Origin of the sequence: Alteromonas hispanica (assembly GCF_010500915.1) — a bacterium.
Lineage (GTDB): Bacteria > Pseudomonadota > Gammaproteobacteria > Enterobacterales > Alteromonadaceae > Alteromonas > Alteromonas hispanica.
Genome location: NZ_JAAAWP010000005.1, coordinates 63,277 through 78,508 on the forward strand (window position 1 = coordinate 63,277; position 15,232 = coordinate 78,508).

Genomic DNA, 15,232 nt, shown 5'->3' on the forward strand with positions numbered 1-15,232 from the left:
TTAGCATCCACTTAAAAAAAGGATTTACTCCATGAAAGCAGGTACTTACCTCTTAGGTATTTTTGCTTTGGCAACGGCGGTAACCGCATGTGCCCCTACTGCGCCTTCCTCTAACGATATCGCAAAAAAAGAAACGAAGGCCGAAGAACCAGGTCTTAAAATCGATTACGAGAAATATCAATTAGACAACGGCTTAACGGTCATTTTGCACGAAGATAAGTCTGACCCTATTGTATCCCTTGCCACTGTGGTGCACGTAGGCTCAAACAGAGAAAAGCCCGGTAGAACAGGATTTGCCCACTTCTTTGAGCACATGGCCTTTAACGATTCTGAAAATGTGCCTAAAGGCGCCAATCGAAAAATGATCCCTGAATTAGGTGGTAGTCGAAATGGTGGAACCTGGAGTGACGGCACTATTTATTATGAAGTAGTACCAAAAGATGCGTTTGATAAACTGCTTTGGATAGACTCCGACCGTTTAGGCTTTATGATCAATACGGTTACCGAGCCTACCCTTGAGCGCGAAAAGCAGGTAGTAAAAAATGAAAAGCGCCAGCGTGTGGATAACCGCCCTTATGGCCATACCGATCACGTTATTCGCAAGGCACTTTACCCTGAAGGACACCCTTACAGCTGGACGGTTATTGGCGACTTAGAAGACTTACAAGCGGCGACACTAGATGATGTAAAAGGGTTTTACAACGAGTTCTACACTCCGTCGAATGTAACCTTAGTCATTGCCGGTGATATCGACATTGAAGAAACAAAAGAAAAAGTGGCTTATTGGTTTGGCGAAATTGATGCCGGTAAGTCGGTTGACCCAATAGAGCCTATGCCAGTGTCATTAGACAGCGATATTACTCTGGTACATGAAGATAATTTTGCGCGCCTTCCTGAAATTAGAATTACGCTACCTACCGTTGAGCAATATCATCCCGACGCATACGCCCTTGATATGCTTGGCGAATTACTGGCAGGGTCTAAAGACACACCGCTATACGAGTTATTGGTTACTGAAAAACAAGTGGCTCCTAATGTTTCTGCCTACCACTCTGCTCAAGAAGTTGCTGGAACATTTACATTGCGAGTACGGGCAAATTCAGGCCAGCCGTTAGATGAAGTACACGCACTCATTGAACAAGGTTTAGAAACTTTTAAAAACAAAGGTGTTACCGATACACAACTCACTCGCATACGCGCGAAAACTGAAACCGCGTTTTACGAGCAGTTTGAAAGCATTCTTAATAAGTCGCTACAGCTTGGAATATACAATGAGTATGCACAATCTCCTGATTTTTATAATACTGAAATTGCGCAAATAAATAGCGTCACTACCGAAGACATCATGCGTGTATTTAAGCAGTATGTGTTTAACAAGCCTGCCGTTATTACTAACTTCGTTCCTAAGGGCGAAGCTGAGCTTGCTATGGATAACGCAATTAAAGCCAATGTGGTTGAAGAGCAAATCATAGAGGGTGCAGAAAAAGAGTTTAACGAATCGGATAGCGTGGTATTTAAGCGTACCGAAACTAAAAACGATCGCAGTGAACCCGCACTCACAGAGCTACCTGCTATCAATGTTCCTGATGTGTGGCAACATACTACCGATCTGGGTATTCATGCTTATGGAATTGAAGATACAGAGCTGCCATTAGTCAATTTCAGCATGCGCTTTCCAGGCGGCCAGCTGTTAGACGCTAGCGGTAAAGAAGGCACATCAGCGCTTCTTGCTGATATGTTATTTGAGGGTACCGAAAAAAGAACGGCGGCAGAGTTTGAACAAGCGCTTGGTCTACTTGGCGCGTCCCTAAGCGTAAACGCATCGAAGTACGATATTACGCTTCGAGGAAGTGTGCTTGCTAAAAACTACCGCGAGACAATGGCGTTGGTCTCTGAAATGCTCACCATGCCTGCCTTTAAACAGGCTGACTTTGATAGAATAAAACAGGCTCAACTAACAAATATCAAGCAGAGCTTGAGCAACCCCTCGCGCACCGCGTTTAATGTTTTCTCTACTAAACTTTACGGCGACGATCACCCGCTAGGCATCGCCACAGGTGGCACGCTCACCAGCGTAGACAACATTACATTGAAAGATGTTGAAAACTATTACGCCAAAAATATCAAACCACGAGGCAGCCAATACCACAGTGTTGGTGCGGTAGATAAAGAATCAGTAGTTGCCGCGCTTTCCTCGTTCAGGGATTGGTCTGGCGCTACAGCTTCACTACCTAAGCTTAAACCTGCCACTACGTCGGAAGATAGCCGAGTATTCTTTATTGATATTCCAGATGCAAAGCAATCAGTTATCTATATGGGTAAACTGCTGCCTAATGCACAAAATGACGATATCTACCCCATTGAATACGCGAACACATCACTCGGTGGCGGAATTAGCGGACGATTGGCGCAAACCTTGAGAATTGAGAAGGGATACACCTACGGCGCATACTCGTATGTAAGAGGTGGTCCTTACAATTCTGCATTTATCGCCAGCTCTCAGGTGAGAAGCAATGTCACTAAGGAATCGCTAGAGGAATTCAAACGCCTAGTGGGCGATTACAAAGATACGTTTAACGAGGAAGACCTTTCCGTTATGCAAAATATGGTCATAAAAGGTAACGCGAGAGCATTTGAAACCCTTGGTAGTAAACTTCGTATGCTTGAAGATATCAGTGAATATGCGCGCCCAGTTAATTACGTTAAAAAACAGCAGGAATACGCTCTAAACGCAAATTTAAGTGAAGTGCATAGAGTGATAGACACCTATATACAAGAGCCTGAAATGATTTACGTTGTCGCGGGCGACGGAGCCACGCAGCGGGAAAAGGTGAAAGCTTTTTCAAAGGCGTTAAACGCTAATTTTGTGGAACTCGATATTCATGGTAATACTTTGTAGCCTTGAATAACATCCCAATTCACAAGATTGGTTCTATTTACGATTGAAATATTTGAACCAAAAGCCCCGTCTGTTCTCTGTCACGATGGGGCTTTTTTAACTGTAAACGGCAAAAGTTTACATTTTGACACCTAAACCGTGTTTCCTTTTGCACATTCTTTTAGCAAACAGGGTAATTTTTGATAAACTCATCGCAGTATTTTTGAGAACACATAAACAGGAACCCCAAATGGCCGTATTCGGTACCGTATTCATGCCTGAAATGGCGCTTACCCGCTTTGAAAACGACGCATGGTCTGAGACAGAGTTTGTCAGTGCAGACGCTATACAAATGCATCCTGGCGCTCATGTTCTTCATTACTCGAGCACGTGTTTCGAGGGTCTTAAGGCGTTTAAACACGAAGATGGCAGTATTAACATTTTTCGCATGGATAAAAACATCGAACGGTTTGCGCAAAGCAGTCGTTTACTTAACTTGCCAGAAATAGACAAAGCGCAAGTTGAGAAGATGATCCTAGATGTGGTAGCAAAATACAGCTCTGAAGTACCAGAGCCTCCTGGTTCAATGTACATCCGCCCAACGCATGTGGGTACTGAAGCGTCTATCGGTAAAGCAGCAGCGCCTTCGGCCACATCAATGCTATATGTTCTTTTATCACCCGTGGGTGATTATTTTGCTGGTGGCTTAAAGCCGCTGCGCTTGTTGCTAGATGAAACAGGTATGCGCTGTGCGCCGCACATGGGTATGGTAAAAAGCGGTGGCAATTACGCCAGTGCACTACCACCTATCCTAAAGGCCAGAGAAGAAGTTCAGGCAGACCAAATATTGTTTTGCCCCAATGGTGATGTTCAAGAGACTGGAGCAGCAAACTTCCTTCTTGTGGATGGTAACGAAATCATCACAAAAGCATTAGATTCAACATTTTTACACGGAGTTACCCGAGCAACCGTGCTGCAGCTTGCAAAGGATCACGGCATGACCGTAAGCGAAAGAGAGCTTACCGTTGCTGAATTGCTGGAAAGAGCGGCCAAACCTGGCACTGAAGCAGCTTTATCTGGCACCGCAGCCGTACTTACGCCAGTTGGAACACTCATTCATAATGAAAAAGAGTATCAAGTAGGTAACGGCGAGGCAGGCCCAATAACAATGAAGCTACGCCAAGCGCTGAACGATATTCAGTGGGGCAAAGCTGAAGATACGCATAATTGGTTAGTGAAAATCAAGTCGTAATACATCGCGTTTATTAGTGTTCGACTTTTAAAAGACTAGCCCGTAGCGGCTTTATTGTGACAGGTGTTAGGTGACGAATGGCGAGTTACCTAACTCCTTTTAATAATACATTTTAATGCAACTGGAGGGTTTGCAGGCTTGCTTAATTCGGTTCTGACCCCCTTTATTCTTTATTAGGAATAAAGCGCGACTTGATTTCTACCGCGGTTTTTAGCTTGATATAGCGCCCAATCTGAATGTTTGTATAAATCATCATACTTAGCGTGCTCCATACTTGCTGTAGCGACACCAATACTTACAGTAAGGTTAAGGCCTTTTGGACAGTCACTTGGTAGTGCCATTCCTTCAACGCGCTCTCTCAGGCTCTCGGCAAAGTCTACGGCGGCTTCAGGCTCTTTATTAAACGTCATAATAACGAACTCTTCACCACCAATGCGGGCAAAAATGTCAGCATTATCCTTGCCTTTACCGCACATAGACTGCAATGCGTTAGTTAGAGCGATTAATACTTTATCACCAGCGTCATGCCCGTAGGTATCGTTGATTTCCTTGAAGTAATCGATATCTATCAGTAAGAAAGCGCTTTGAATATTAGCCCCCTGCATACTAGTAAACTTACGTTCAAGATAGCGACGGTTTCCTATTCCGGTTAAATAGTCAGTTTCAGATGTATCGGCTAAAAGCTGATTAGCCTGTTCAAGTCTCAGCAACTTTTGCCTTCTCAGCATTAGTGTAAGAAACAATACAGCGCAAATAAGTGAGATAACGATGGCGGAAAAAAGGTAGAAAGACGCGTTGCGTGCCTCTCTTTCTCGCTGAATCAGATTTTCTTGCAGTTTAATTAATTCCCTTTCGCTTTTTATTTGCGCTTCGAGCTTTCTGATTATTCCAGACTGGGTAACCGGTTGGATAGTATTTCTTCTAGCAATGTATTCAGCTTGAATCCGCGCAGCCTCCTCATAGTTGCCCAGCTGAAGTTGTAACATAGCTAAACTTTCATAAAGCGCAATTTCACTTTCTACCGATGTTTTATTTTTGACTTTTATAATACCCTGACGATACAGGCGCAGCGCATCGTCAAATCGCTCTAATGTTTCGTATAACCCCGCCAAACCAAGGTATGCTGATGCCAGCGCTTGCGGGTAAGACCCCGCTTTTGAATCTTCAATAACATGCTGGTACATTTTAATGGCTTTTTCATGCAGCCCTTTCTCTTGATAAACATGGGCTAAGTTGGCGCTGGCCTCGCTGTAGGTAAAGTTAACGATAACGCCATTGTTAGCGAGAACACTTTCAAATATTTCTTGCGCTTTATCTAACTGTTTTGATTTTAAGTATGAAATGCCAAGACCAGTCGCAATGTTTAGCTCCATTTCTAAATTGTTTGTTTGCTTATGAATGTCTTTGGCTTTTTGAAAATAATTGATGGCTTCACTAAAATCGCCTTGAGAATTAAGCACATTCCCTAAGTTTCCATAAACCATGGCTAAATCAGTGATGTCGTCGCTTTGTTTTGCAAACTTTAATGCATCTATATAAAACTTCATGGCTTTGTCGTAATCGACAGTAAGCTCATAAAAAACGCCCAAGGAGCGATTACAGATAGAAAGGAGGTGAGGGTCTTTAGTTATACGGGCAACACTCATTGCTTGCGTCAAATAGGTAAAAGCTTCATCATTTTTACCTTGATACATACTCGCCATGCCAATTAAGCGAGAGGCTCTAGCTCTACTGACATCATCCTCTTTATCAACGGTGATAGGAAGTGCCTCGAGAGCGTATTGTTCAGCTAAGGCAGGTTTTTTGTACAAGTATATCGTTGCCAGTTCTATTAAAAGCAGCATTCTGTCAGTGCTTTCTTGACTAATTACAGCAAGTTGTTTTTCTATTATCGCAATACGCTTCTCGTTCGCAACAGCACTCGCTAGAGGAAGAATAAGTACTAGAACGACAATAAATCGATATAACATTACTGCTCTCATTCCTTGGGGATTAGTGCAACGACATCAAAATGTCAGGTTATTGATAATGCTAAGCGTCACGACTACTTTAAACTTTTTTAATCATAAGGGATTGCTTATAGATTAAACAAGTAAAAAACTTACTTATATTGGTTGAGCTACCAGGCAAAGAGCATTATTCCACTTCCCAGGCTACAATATTCCCAAATTGCAGGTTTCAGCCTAAATAAGCAAAGATCAATTTGTCCCACTAACGGCCAATAAAAATGCCCTCGTAGTTGAGGGCATTAAGGATTTATGCAGATTTACCGTCGACTTTTTTAAATCGAATGTAGTCTTACTAATTAACTTGGCGTTATTGCGTTGTGATAAACGTCTTGCACGTCGTCACAATCGTTCAACATGTCCATGAATTTTTCGAACATGGGCATATCTTCTTCGCTAATCTCTGTTTCAGTTTGCGGCATCCAGCTCATTTCGTCGGCAATAAAGCTAATATCTGGATACGCCTCTGTGAGTGCAGTTTTTACTTGGTAGAACTCTGTGTGCGGCGCGTATACCGTTACTTTGCCGTCGTTTACTTCAACGTCGGTAACATCAACATCAGCTTCCATCAATACTTCTAAAATAGCATCTTCGTCGTCACCTTCAAACTGAAATACAGCTTGGTGATCGAACATATGTGATACCGCGCCTTGGGCACCTAGCTTTGCATTAGTTTTTGTGAAGCAGTTACGAACTTCAGTGATAGTACGGTTAGCATTATCTGAAAGACAGTCGACAATAACCATACAGTTACCTGGTCCAAAACCTTCATAACGCATAGGTTGGAAATCTTCACCTACACCACCTGCAGCTTTATCTATCGCCTTATCTATAACGTGGCCTGGAACTTGGTCCTTTTTGGCTTTTTCCATAAGGCGGCGTAGTGAAAGGTTGGTGTCCGGATCCGTTCCGCCATTTTTCGCACAAACGTAAATCTCTTTACCGTACTTTGAGTAAACCTTGGTTTTCGCCCCAGCAGTTTTCGCCATGGCGTTTTTTCTTACTTCGAATGCTCTTCCCATCTTAAGATTCTCTTCCTCGCAATTTTAGTGCAACTTTGCGTATTTTATCGGGTTGATGCGCCTGCCATTACCAATCCACTACATTGGCTATCGGTATATGATTATCTTCACATAAAGCGCAATAGTTATGTCATAATTCTACTTAGTTTAAGCACAACAATACAGTGTTTATAGCGTTTTACTTTGCCCATCGCTCGCTACGGAAGGTGCTCAGTGGCTAGGTAGTCATGAGACTGCATTTCTTTTAGCCGGCTTAAACAGCGTCTAAATTCAAAGCTAAGCAAGCCCTCTGTGTACAGTTCTTCTAGGGCAACCTGTGCTGAGATGATCAGCTTTACATTGCGCTCGTAAAACTCATCAACCATGGCAATAAAGCGCCTTGCCACGTCGTCGGTGCCCTGACCCATTTGTTCTACGTTTGCCAACAACACAGAGTGATAGCAGCGACTAAGCTCGATGTAATCGCTTTGGCTACGCGGGCCTTTACATAAACTTTCAAACTCAATCATTAATACGCCGTCTGCGTTTCGCATCGTCGGTATCTGGCGATTGTTTACTTCAATTATTTCATTCTCAGACCCTGGCTCTGGCGCAAGTTGAGTAAAATAATTGATGAGATTTTCCGTAGCTTGTTTATCTAATGGATAATGGTAAATTTCCGCCTGTTCAAGAGTACGTAAACGATAATCAATGCCGCTGTCTACGTTTACAACACGGGTATTTTGGTTAATTAAATCTATTGCTGGTAAAAATCTAGCCCGCTGCAGACCATTTTTATAGAGGTCATCTGGGATAATATTGGAAGTTGCCACCAGCACAATGCCATGACTAAACAATTCTTCCATAAGTGTTCCCAGTATCATGGCATCTGTAATATCGGAAACAAAAAACTCGTCAAAACAGATAACCCGAGCTTCTTTGGCAATTTTCAACGCTATTATTTTGAGTGGATCTTGCTCGTTCTTTAACTGCTTTAACTCATCGTGAATACGATGCATAAAACGATGAAAGTGAACTCGCATCTTTTTATCAAACGGCAGACACTCAAAAAATGTATCTACCAAATACGTTTTTCCACGCCCTACGCCACCATAAAAATAAATGCCCTGAATACCCGGTGTTAAGTGCCCTTTCCCAAAGGCCGCTTTTAGCTTAACTCGCCACGTCATTTTTCTTTCGGGCTGAGTAAGTTCGTCGTATAAACGTTGAAGTTCTTTCACTGCCGTTTCTTGCGCAGCATCGTAATGAAAATCGGCTAACTGAAGATCTTGCTGATATTTTTCCCAAGGCGTCATCGCCAAAACCACTCCATCCGAATGTCAATAGTGGTGCACGCTGCACCGACCTGCTTGAATTTATTAATTATGACCTTAATTTTAATGAAAATCACGGTAGAATCACTCGCTCATAGAGAGCGCAACTCGTCATTATCACAATTAATGTAACGAACAATGCGCTTTTAAGGTTCGACCTTGCTATATTCAAGTTATGGTCGAAAGCAGTATTTACCTCGTATGAAAGGTCGTGCTGTGGGATGTAGATTGATTCGGAGAATATAATGGAATTGTTAGTATCTCTTGCGTTGTTAGTCGTTGGGGTAGTAATTGGCTTTTTTGTCGGCCGGTTTGCCCAATCGAAAAAAGGGGCGGGTAATGCTGCACAAACAGAAAAGCAAGTTAAAGAAATCCTTGCCCAGCAAGCGCAGCACCACATACATCAAACGCGTCAGAGCCTAGAGAGTATTGAAGGGCAATGCGATGTGCTCAAGCAACAGCTTGAAGAGTATGAAGCGCTACTTGAGCAAAATGGTGATGATAATGACAGTAAGGTTCCCTTTTACGGGGAGCAAGCTACAACGTATTTACGTAACAACCTAAAAGGGTCTGATAAGTCTAGGGTTCAGCGGGTCTCAGATACGCAGCCTAAAGACTTTGCTAATTCAGGTTCTGGGCTGTTCGTCGGCGGTTCTGAGCAAAATACCGCAGAAAAACAGTAATTTCAGGAACTTTACGAAGGCCACAGACTCTTTTAGTGAAACCATGCTTTATCGCATATAACATTAAGGAGTGTAAGCGAACATGAAAATGTCTTTTCGCCAATGTCTTGTGGCGTCAGCCGTTGTTGTTAGTTCATTAGGCTTTACCGCTACCACACAGGCGGCATTGCCTTTCTTTTCTGATAAAAAAGCAGAAGTACCCTCTTTAGCCCCCATGCTCGAAGAGGCCACTCCTGCTGTTGTGAGTATTGCTGTTGAAGGTACACAAACCTCTCGTCAGCGCATGCCCGAAATGTTTCGTTACTTTTTCGGCGCCCCTCCTCAAGAGCAAGTTCAAGAGCGACCTTTTAAGGGCTTAGGCTCGGGTGTCATAATCGATGCGGATAAAGGCTACGTTGTTACCAACAATCACGTTGTTGATAATGCAGATGAAATTACCGTTAAGCTTACAGATGGTCGGGAGTTTGTCGCTAAAAAACTTGGCTCTGATGAACAAAGCGATATTGCTCTGCTTAAAATTGACCCTGACGATTTAAAAGCTCTGCCACTAGCAGATTCTGACGAAATAAGAGTGGGCGATTTCGTAGTAGCCATAGGTAATCCCTTTGGATTATCGCAAACCGTGACCTCTGGCATAGTGAGTGCGCTAGGCCGCTCAGGACTAAACATCGGTGGCTACGAAGATTTTATTCAAACCGATGCAGCCATTAACCGTGGTAACTCTGGTGGCGCTCTAGTTAACCTTCACGGTGAACTGGTTGGTATTAATACCGCCATATTTGGCCCGAACGGCGGCAACGTAGGCATTGGGTTCGCTATTCCTGCGAATATGATGAAAAACCTGGTCGATCAAATTGCTGAATATGGTGAAGTACGTCGAGGCCTTCTTGGTATATTGGGTAGCGATATTGACGCGGGTCTTGCTGAGGCTATGAACGCTGAAATTAATCTCGGTGCTTTTGTGAATGAGGTTCAGCCAGAATCTGCCGCAGAGAAAGCGGGACTTCAAGCAGGCGACATTATTACTGCTATTAACGGAAGAAAGTTAAGCAGCTTCCAAGAGCTCCGCGCTAAAATAGCCAGTATGGGCGCAGGTGCAGAAGTTGAGCTAACGGTTATGCGTAAAGGCAAAGAGATGTCTGTAGACGTAACCTTAGATGATGCTACAGAAACTACGGTAACTGCTGCGCAAATTCACCCAGCATTGGAAGGTGCAACACTAACGAACGGCGCTGATGATTCTGGCAATGCTGGCGTTATAGTGTCTGACATTGAACGAGGGGCACCAGCGGCACGCATTGGTTTACAGGCTGATGATGTCATTATTGGCGTTAACCGCGTTCGTGTATCAAGTGTAGCCGATTTTAGGAATGCCCTTGATGAAGCAAAAGGTGTTATCGCACTTAATGTAAAACGCGGCAATTCAACGCTTTATCTGGTCATTAGACAGTAAAAGGCTACTAGACAGAGTGGTATAATCCAAACTTGTTAGCAGCGCCTTCGGGCGCTGTTTTGTTTGTGGCATTGAAAAAACACAGATGACACAAAAAACAATCAGGATTACGGTAGTTTAATCAATAAAGTGATATCCTAATTTACTTAATCAATAATCATAAATAGCTGTGGGTAGTTTTCGCATGTATTGAAGTGCGAAGATGAACGATACGTATTGCTAACTAACAAATAAGTGTGACTCGTGACAAGCCGCTCAATAATTCGCTTTTTCATAAAATCTGTCGTTCTTGGCGCTGCTGTAGCTGCGCTATTGCTGTTATTTTTACCCGACTTGCGTCAGGGTAACGGATTTGCCAACGGGCTTTTCACCGAGCCCTCAGTAAGCGCAAGCAGAGAAAGTTATTTTGCCGCGCTAAGTCGCTCAGCGCCCGCCGTAGTCAACATTTATAGCGTGAGTATTGAAACAGACGCAGGCTTGTTTAGAAACCAACCCCGAGAGCGAGCGAGTTTAGGTTCTGGGGTTATCATGACCGAAAACGGGTACATTCTTACCTGTCATCATGTAGTGGAAAATGCAGATAGTATTTATGTCACTGTTCAAGATGGACGAGGACTTGAGGCACAAATAGTAGGTAACGATCCCCTCACTGACCTTGCTGTTTTAAAGGTAACCGCAGAAAACCTGAACATTATTCCTCAGGTTGCTGAGCCAGATACCCACGTAGGTGATGTGGTAATGGCAATAGGAAATCCCTTCGACCTAGGTCAGACAATTACCCAAGGCATTGTAAGCCGCGCAGGTCGTAATGGTTTGTCGAATTATGTCGACTTTATTCAAACCGACGCGGTGTTAAATCAAGGTAACTCTGGTGGTGCACTCGTAGACAGTAACGGCATATTACTTGGCATTACCAACGCGAACTTTCAGGTAAGAGATTCTCGCAACAGAGTACGAAATGTAGATGGAATTAATTTTGCAGTGCCTTATGAATTAGCTAAACGCGTAATGGACGAAATTATTAGTAATGGTCGTGTAATCCGTGGGCAACTTGGCTTTATTGGCAGTGAGAGAAGAAACCTTGCGGGTATTCCTGGTATAGATGTTACTGCCGTTGCAAAAGGCAGTCCGGCAGATATTGCAGGATTGAGGCCTGGCGATATTATACTGTCTATTGATGGTGTAAGAGCAGAGAGCGCATCTAAAACACTGGATATGATTGCTGAAACTAAGCCGGGAACTAAGCTAGAAATAGAAGTTAGCCGCAACGACGAGCCGCTAACCCTAACCGCCATAGTGGCTGAACTTAGAACCAATCAGTAATCTGTTTGCTGAAAATCAGGTTTTTATCTGCAATAAAAAAAGCGCCGAGGCGCTTTTTTTAGTTTAAATTTGCAGACCGCTTAAATCATGAAATGAGCTTGGAGTTGAAATTCTACTCTTTGCTACTCTTTTACTCTTTTACTCTTTTACTCTTTTATTCTTTCAATGTTAGCGCCAAGAGCACCTAGTTTCTCTTCAATTGCCTCATAACCTCTATCTAAATGATAGATTCGATTAACATGAGTTTCGCCCTCTGCGATAAGGCCTGCAATAACTAAACTGGCTGATGCGCGCAAGTCGGTTGCCATCACGGGGGCGCCTTTAAGCTTGGAGCTACCTTTAGATACTGCGGAATTAGCTTCTAGCGCGATTTCAGCTCCCATGCGCTGTAGCTCAGGCACGTGCATGAATCGATTTTCGAAGATAGTTTCAGTAATTACGCCTGTACCTTCTGCAACGCAATTTAGGGTAACAAACTGCGCCTGCATATCCGTTGGAAAAGCAGGATGTGGCGCGGTTTTTACCCGCACGGCTTTAGGCTTTTGCCCTTTCATATCAAGCTCAATCCAATCATCACCTATGGTAATGTCTGCACCGGCCTGCTCCAGCTTATCAATTACTGCATCTAACGTTTCTGGCGCTGCGTGGGTACAGCGAATTTTACCGCCTGTCGCGGCCGCAGCTACGAGAAATGTGCCCGTTTCTATGCGATCAGGCAACACAGCATAGTCGCAACCGTTTAAGGTTTCGACACCCTCTACAGTAATTTTATCGCTACCAGCACCACTAATTTTAGCACCCATTTGAATTAGACAGTTGGCAAGGTCCACAATTTCAGGCTCTCGCGCTGCGTTTTCTAATACAGTGGTACCGTCGGCAAGTGCCGCGGCCATTAGCAGATTTTCAGTTGCCCCTACGCTAACCATATCCATAAATATACGCGCACCTTTCAAGCGACCTTTCACTTCGGCACGAATGTAACCCTCTTCAACTTCAATAATTGCGCCCATTTTTTCAAGGCCAGTAAGATGAAGGTTTACAGGACGAGCACCAATGGCACAGCCACCGGGCAAGGATACATTTGCTTTACCTTGTTTCGCTAACAAAGGGCCAAGCACCAAGATAGATGCTCGCATAGTGCGCACAAGGTCGTAAGACGCCGTCACGCTCTCAAGCGTGCTCGCATCTATTAATACGTCGTTTGGCGATGGCTGTGCTACTTCAACGCCTAGCTCTCTCAGTAGCGACGTCGTTGTATTAATATCACGAAGGCGGGGTACATTGGTGTAACGGCATGGAGAGTCTGTTAGAAGGCTGGTCATCAGCAAAGGCAGTGCCGCATTTTTTGCACCAGAAATTCTCACTGTCCCCTGCAGGGCAGGACTCTTTTTAATTACAAGTTTATCCACGAAAAGCGCCTATTACTGAGGAATATTAAACTGGCGCTCGCGCTCCCAGTCTTTCACTGAAAAAGTTTTGATTGAAATAGCGTGCATTGAACCATCGGCAATTTTGTCTGCAAGTGGGGCATAAACAGCCTGCTGACGCTTCACCCTGCTCATTTCATTAAATGAGTCGCTTACTGCAATAATATTAAAATGCGACCCCTCGGCTTTTACGTGAACCTCATGAAGGTCTAATGCTTCCTTCAGTATATTTTCTATCTCTGACAGTTCCATAATGTACTTCTTTATCTGGTTGATTGGGCGTTATTCTACCGCTAAAAAGCCATCAACATTGCTAATTTTAGCCAATTTAACGAGCTTTTCTGGCATGTGCTTAAACACCATGCTAACACCGTTTTGATTGGTATCCCTAACCGCATTGATTAGCCACGCCAATCCAGCGCTATCTACGCGCTCTACGTCATTTAAATTTATCGTGCAGGCTCCTGCGCCTTTAAGCGATTCACGCTGCTGAGCGGTGAGCTGTTGCCAAAAGTTTGTCGACAAGGTATCGCGGTCTAAATGACCATGTACGTTTATGTCTGTGCTGTTGTCAACGTCGAAAAGGCTCACACAGACTCTCCGTCTATTTCAATTGGCTCACCTTGATTCAATTCAACAGGTTTACCAATTTTCTCACGCATTAGCGCAATAACGGCGTCAATACCGTCAGTACGTAAAATTGACTCGAACTCACTGCGCTTGCTGTTTAGCATACTTATGCCTTCAGCCACCATGTCATATGCTTTCCATTCGTTTGTTTTGCTGTCTTTGCGCACTTTGAAAGCAATTTTGATGTCTGGACGAGAAGGATCTTTTACAACCGCACGTACGGTCACCGACTTTTCTTTAGAAAAATCTGACTCAGGCTCAAAGATAACTTCTTGGTCATCGTAATACCCCATAGCAACGGCATAAGTCGTTACAAGATACTGACGGAATACGCTAATGTACTCGCCCATCTTTTCTTTGGGTACCGATTTAAAGTGCTTACCTAACACCATAAACGCTGCAAACTTGTAGTCGATATGAGGCACTAACTCTTCTTGCATAATAGTGCGAAGCATTTCAGGGTCGGCTTGTATCTCAGCTTGACTTGCCTTTATGCGCTCAAAAGTGGTCTTTGCCACGCCATGAACTAACTCATAGGGGTTCTGCTCGTTAACTTCCTGTGCATTTACCGCACTGTAAAACGACATTACAACCATGCTCAAAATGGCGATTAACTTTTTCAACGTGACTCTCCTAACGAACTGTCTGTATATGCAATGCATACTCACTATGCTTTACAGCAGACCCGACTAACTTAATATAAGTTTCATCAGGCCGATGATAAATTCTTAATATTGCTTCAATTAAGCGTTAACTAAAGTGACCGGTCGTTCTATTCATCGCTTCCGCGATTAAACAAGAATTGACCAATGAGATCTTCTAGCACTAGTGCTGATTTGGTGTCTTGTAAATAATCACCGTCCTCTAAATTGGCGACGCCGTCGAAGGAAAAACCCGGTTGAAAACCCACATATTGCTCACCCAACAAACCAGATGTAAGTATTGAAACTGAACTCGTTTCTGGAAAACCGTTGTATTGCTTGAGTATCGATAATTCAACCACGGGCGTGAAATCGTCTTTATCTAGCGTGATAGACGTTACACGCCCTACCGTTACGCCACCCACTTTCACAGCAGAGCGAGCTTTCAAGCCACCAATATTGTCAAACTTCGCGTAAAGGGTGTAGCTGTCACCTTCTGTGGCAACAGACTGTTCGGCTACTTTCAATGCCAATAACAGTAATGCGCTAATAGTAAGGGCAACAAAGAATCCCACCATGACTTCCGTTTTATACTTATTCATTC

13 protein-coding genes are annotated in these 15,232 nt (G+C 43.7%); 5 read left to right on the forward strand and 8 right to left on the reverse strand.

The annotated features are described in order from the left end of the window. The first annotated feature begins 31 nt into the window (after positions 1-31). Positions 32-2,899, forward strand: a complete 2,868-nt coding sequence (locus GTW09_RS09500) for a M16 family metallopeptidase (RefSeq protein WP_163111701.1) — start codon at positions 32-34, stop codon at positions 2,897-2,899. Positions 2,900-3,101: 202 nt separating this feature from the next. Continuing rightward, positions 3,102-4,130 (forward strand): branched-chain amino acid aminotransferase, encoded by a 1,029-nt coding sequence (locus tag GTW09_RS09505; protein WP_275407118.1) that lies wholly within the window; start codon positions 3,102-3,104, stop codon positions 4,128-4,130. Between the two features lie 173 nt (positions 4,131-4,303). On the opposite strand, the gene GTW09_RS09510 is transcribed toward GTW09_RS09505, so the two are convergent. From GTW09_RS09510 to zapE, 3 genes are all read right to left on the reverse strand, one after another. Further along, on the reverse strand, positions 4,304-6,100 hold the full coding sequence (locus GTW09_RS09510; protein ID WP_163111703.1) for a tetratricopeptide repeat-containing diguanylate cyclase: 1,797 nt from the start codon (positions 6,098-6,100) through the stop codon (positions 4,304-4,306). Positions 6,101-6,435: 335 nt separating this feature from the next. Next, a complete protein-coding gene (locus GTW09_RS09515) occupies positions 6,436-7,158 on the reverse strand; it encodes a YebC/PmpR family DNA-binding transcriptional regulator (RefSeq protein ID WP_163111704.1) in 723 nt (240 codons plus the stop codon). Positions 7,159-7,355: 197 nt separating this feature from the next. After that, positions 7,356-8,453 (reverse strand): cell division protein ZapE, encoded by a 1,098-nt coding sequence (zapE, locus tag GTW09_RS09520; RefSeq protein ID WP_163111839.1) that lies wholly within the window; start codon positions 8,451-8,453, stop codon positions 7,356-7,358. A 263-nt stretch (positions 8,454-8,716) separates the two neighbouring features. Between zapE and GTW09_RS09525 the strand changes: the two genes are divergently transcribed. The 3 genes from GTW09_RS09525 to GTW09_RS09535 all read left to right on the forward strand — a co-directional run bounded on the left by GTW09_RS09525 (position 8,717) and on the right by GTW09_RS09535 (position 11,930). Further along, positions 8,717-9,154 (forward strand): ZapG family protein, encoded by a 438-nt coding sequence (locus GTW09_RS09525; RefSeq protein WP_163111705.1) that lies wholly within the window; start codon positions 8,717-8,719, stop codon positions 9,152-9,154. Positions 9,155-9,236: 82 nt separating this feature from the next. Next, a complete protein-coding gene (locus GTW09_RS09530; protein WP_420809548.1) occupies positions 9,237-10,607 on the forward strand; it encodes a DegQ family serine endoprotease in 1,371 nt (456 codons plus the stop codon). Positions 10,608-10,850: 243 nt separating this feature from the next. After that, entirely contained in the window at positions 10,851-11,930 is a 1,080-nt protein-coding gene (locus tag GTW09_RS09535; RefSeq protein WP_071978740.1) for a trypsin-like peptidase domain-containing protein, read from the forward strand. Positions 11,931-12,076: 146 nt separating this feature from the next. Here GTW09_RS09535 and murA read toward each other — a convergent pair whose 3' ends face one another. The 5 genes from murA to mlaD all read right to left on the reverse strand — a co-directional run bounded on the left by murA (position 12,077) and on the right by mlaD (position 15,230). Continuing rightward, positions 12,077-13,339, reverse strand: a complete 1,263-nt coding sequence (murA, locus tag GTW09_RS09540; RefSeq protein WP_163111706.1) for a UDP-N-acetylglucosamine 1-carboxyvinyltransferase — start codon at positions 13,337-13,339, stop codon at positions 12,077-12,079. Positions 13,340-13,351: 12 nt separating this feature from the next. Then, entirely contained in the window at positions 13,352-13,609 is a 258-nt protein-coding gene (locus tag GTW09_RS09545) for a BolA family protein (RefSeq protein WP_071978738.1), read from the reverse strand. A 30-nt stretch (positions 13,610-13,639) separates the two neighbouring features. Beyond that, complete coding sequence (locus GTW09_RS09550) at positions 13,640-13,948, reverse strand: STAS domain-containing protein (protein ID WP_163111707.1); 309 nt, start codon at positions 13,946-13,948, stop codon at positions 13,640-13,642. Further along, positions 13,945-14,583 (reverse strand): MlaC/ttg2D family ABC transporter substrate-binding protein, encoded by a 639-nt coding sequence (locus GTW09_RS09555; protein ID WP_420809550.1) that lies wholly within the window; start codon positions 14,581-14,583, stop codon positions 13,945-13,947. Before GTW09_RS09555 ends, GTW09_RS09550 begins: the two co-directional genes overlap by 4 nt. A 176-nt stretch (positions 14,584-14,759) precedes the next feature. Then, positions 14,760-15,230, reverse strand: coding sequence for an outer membrane lipid asymmetry maintenance protein MlaD (gene mlaD, locus GTW09_RS09560; protein ID WP_071978735.1), 471 nt, complete (start codon positions 15,228-15,230; stop codon positions 14,760-14,762). Positions 15,231-15,232: the final 2 nt, after the last annotated feature.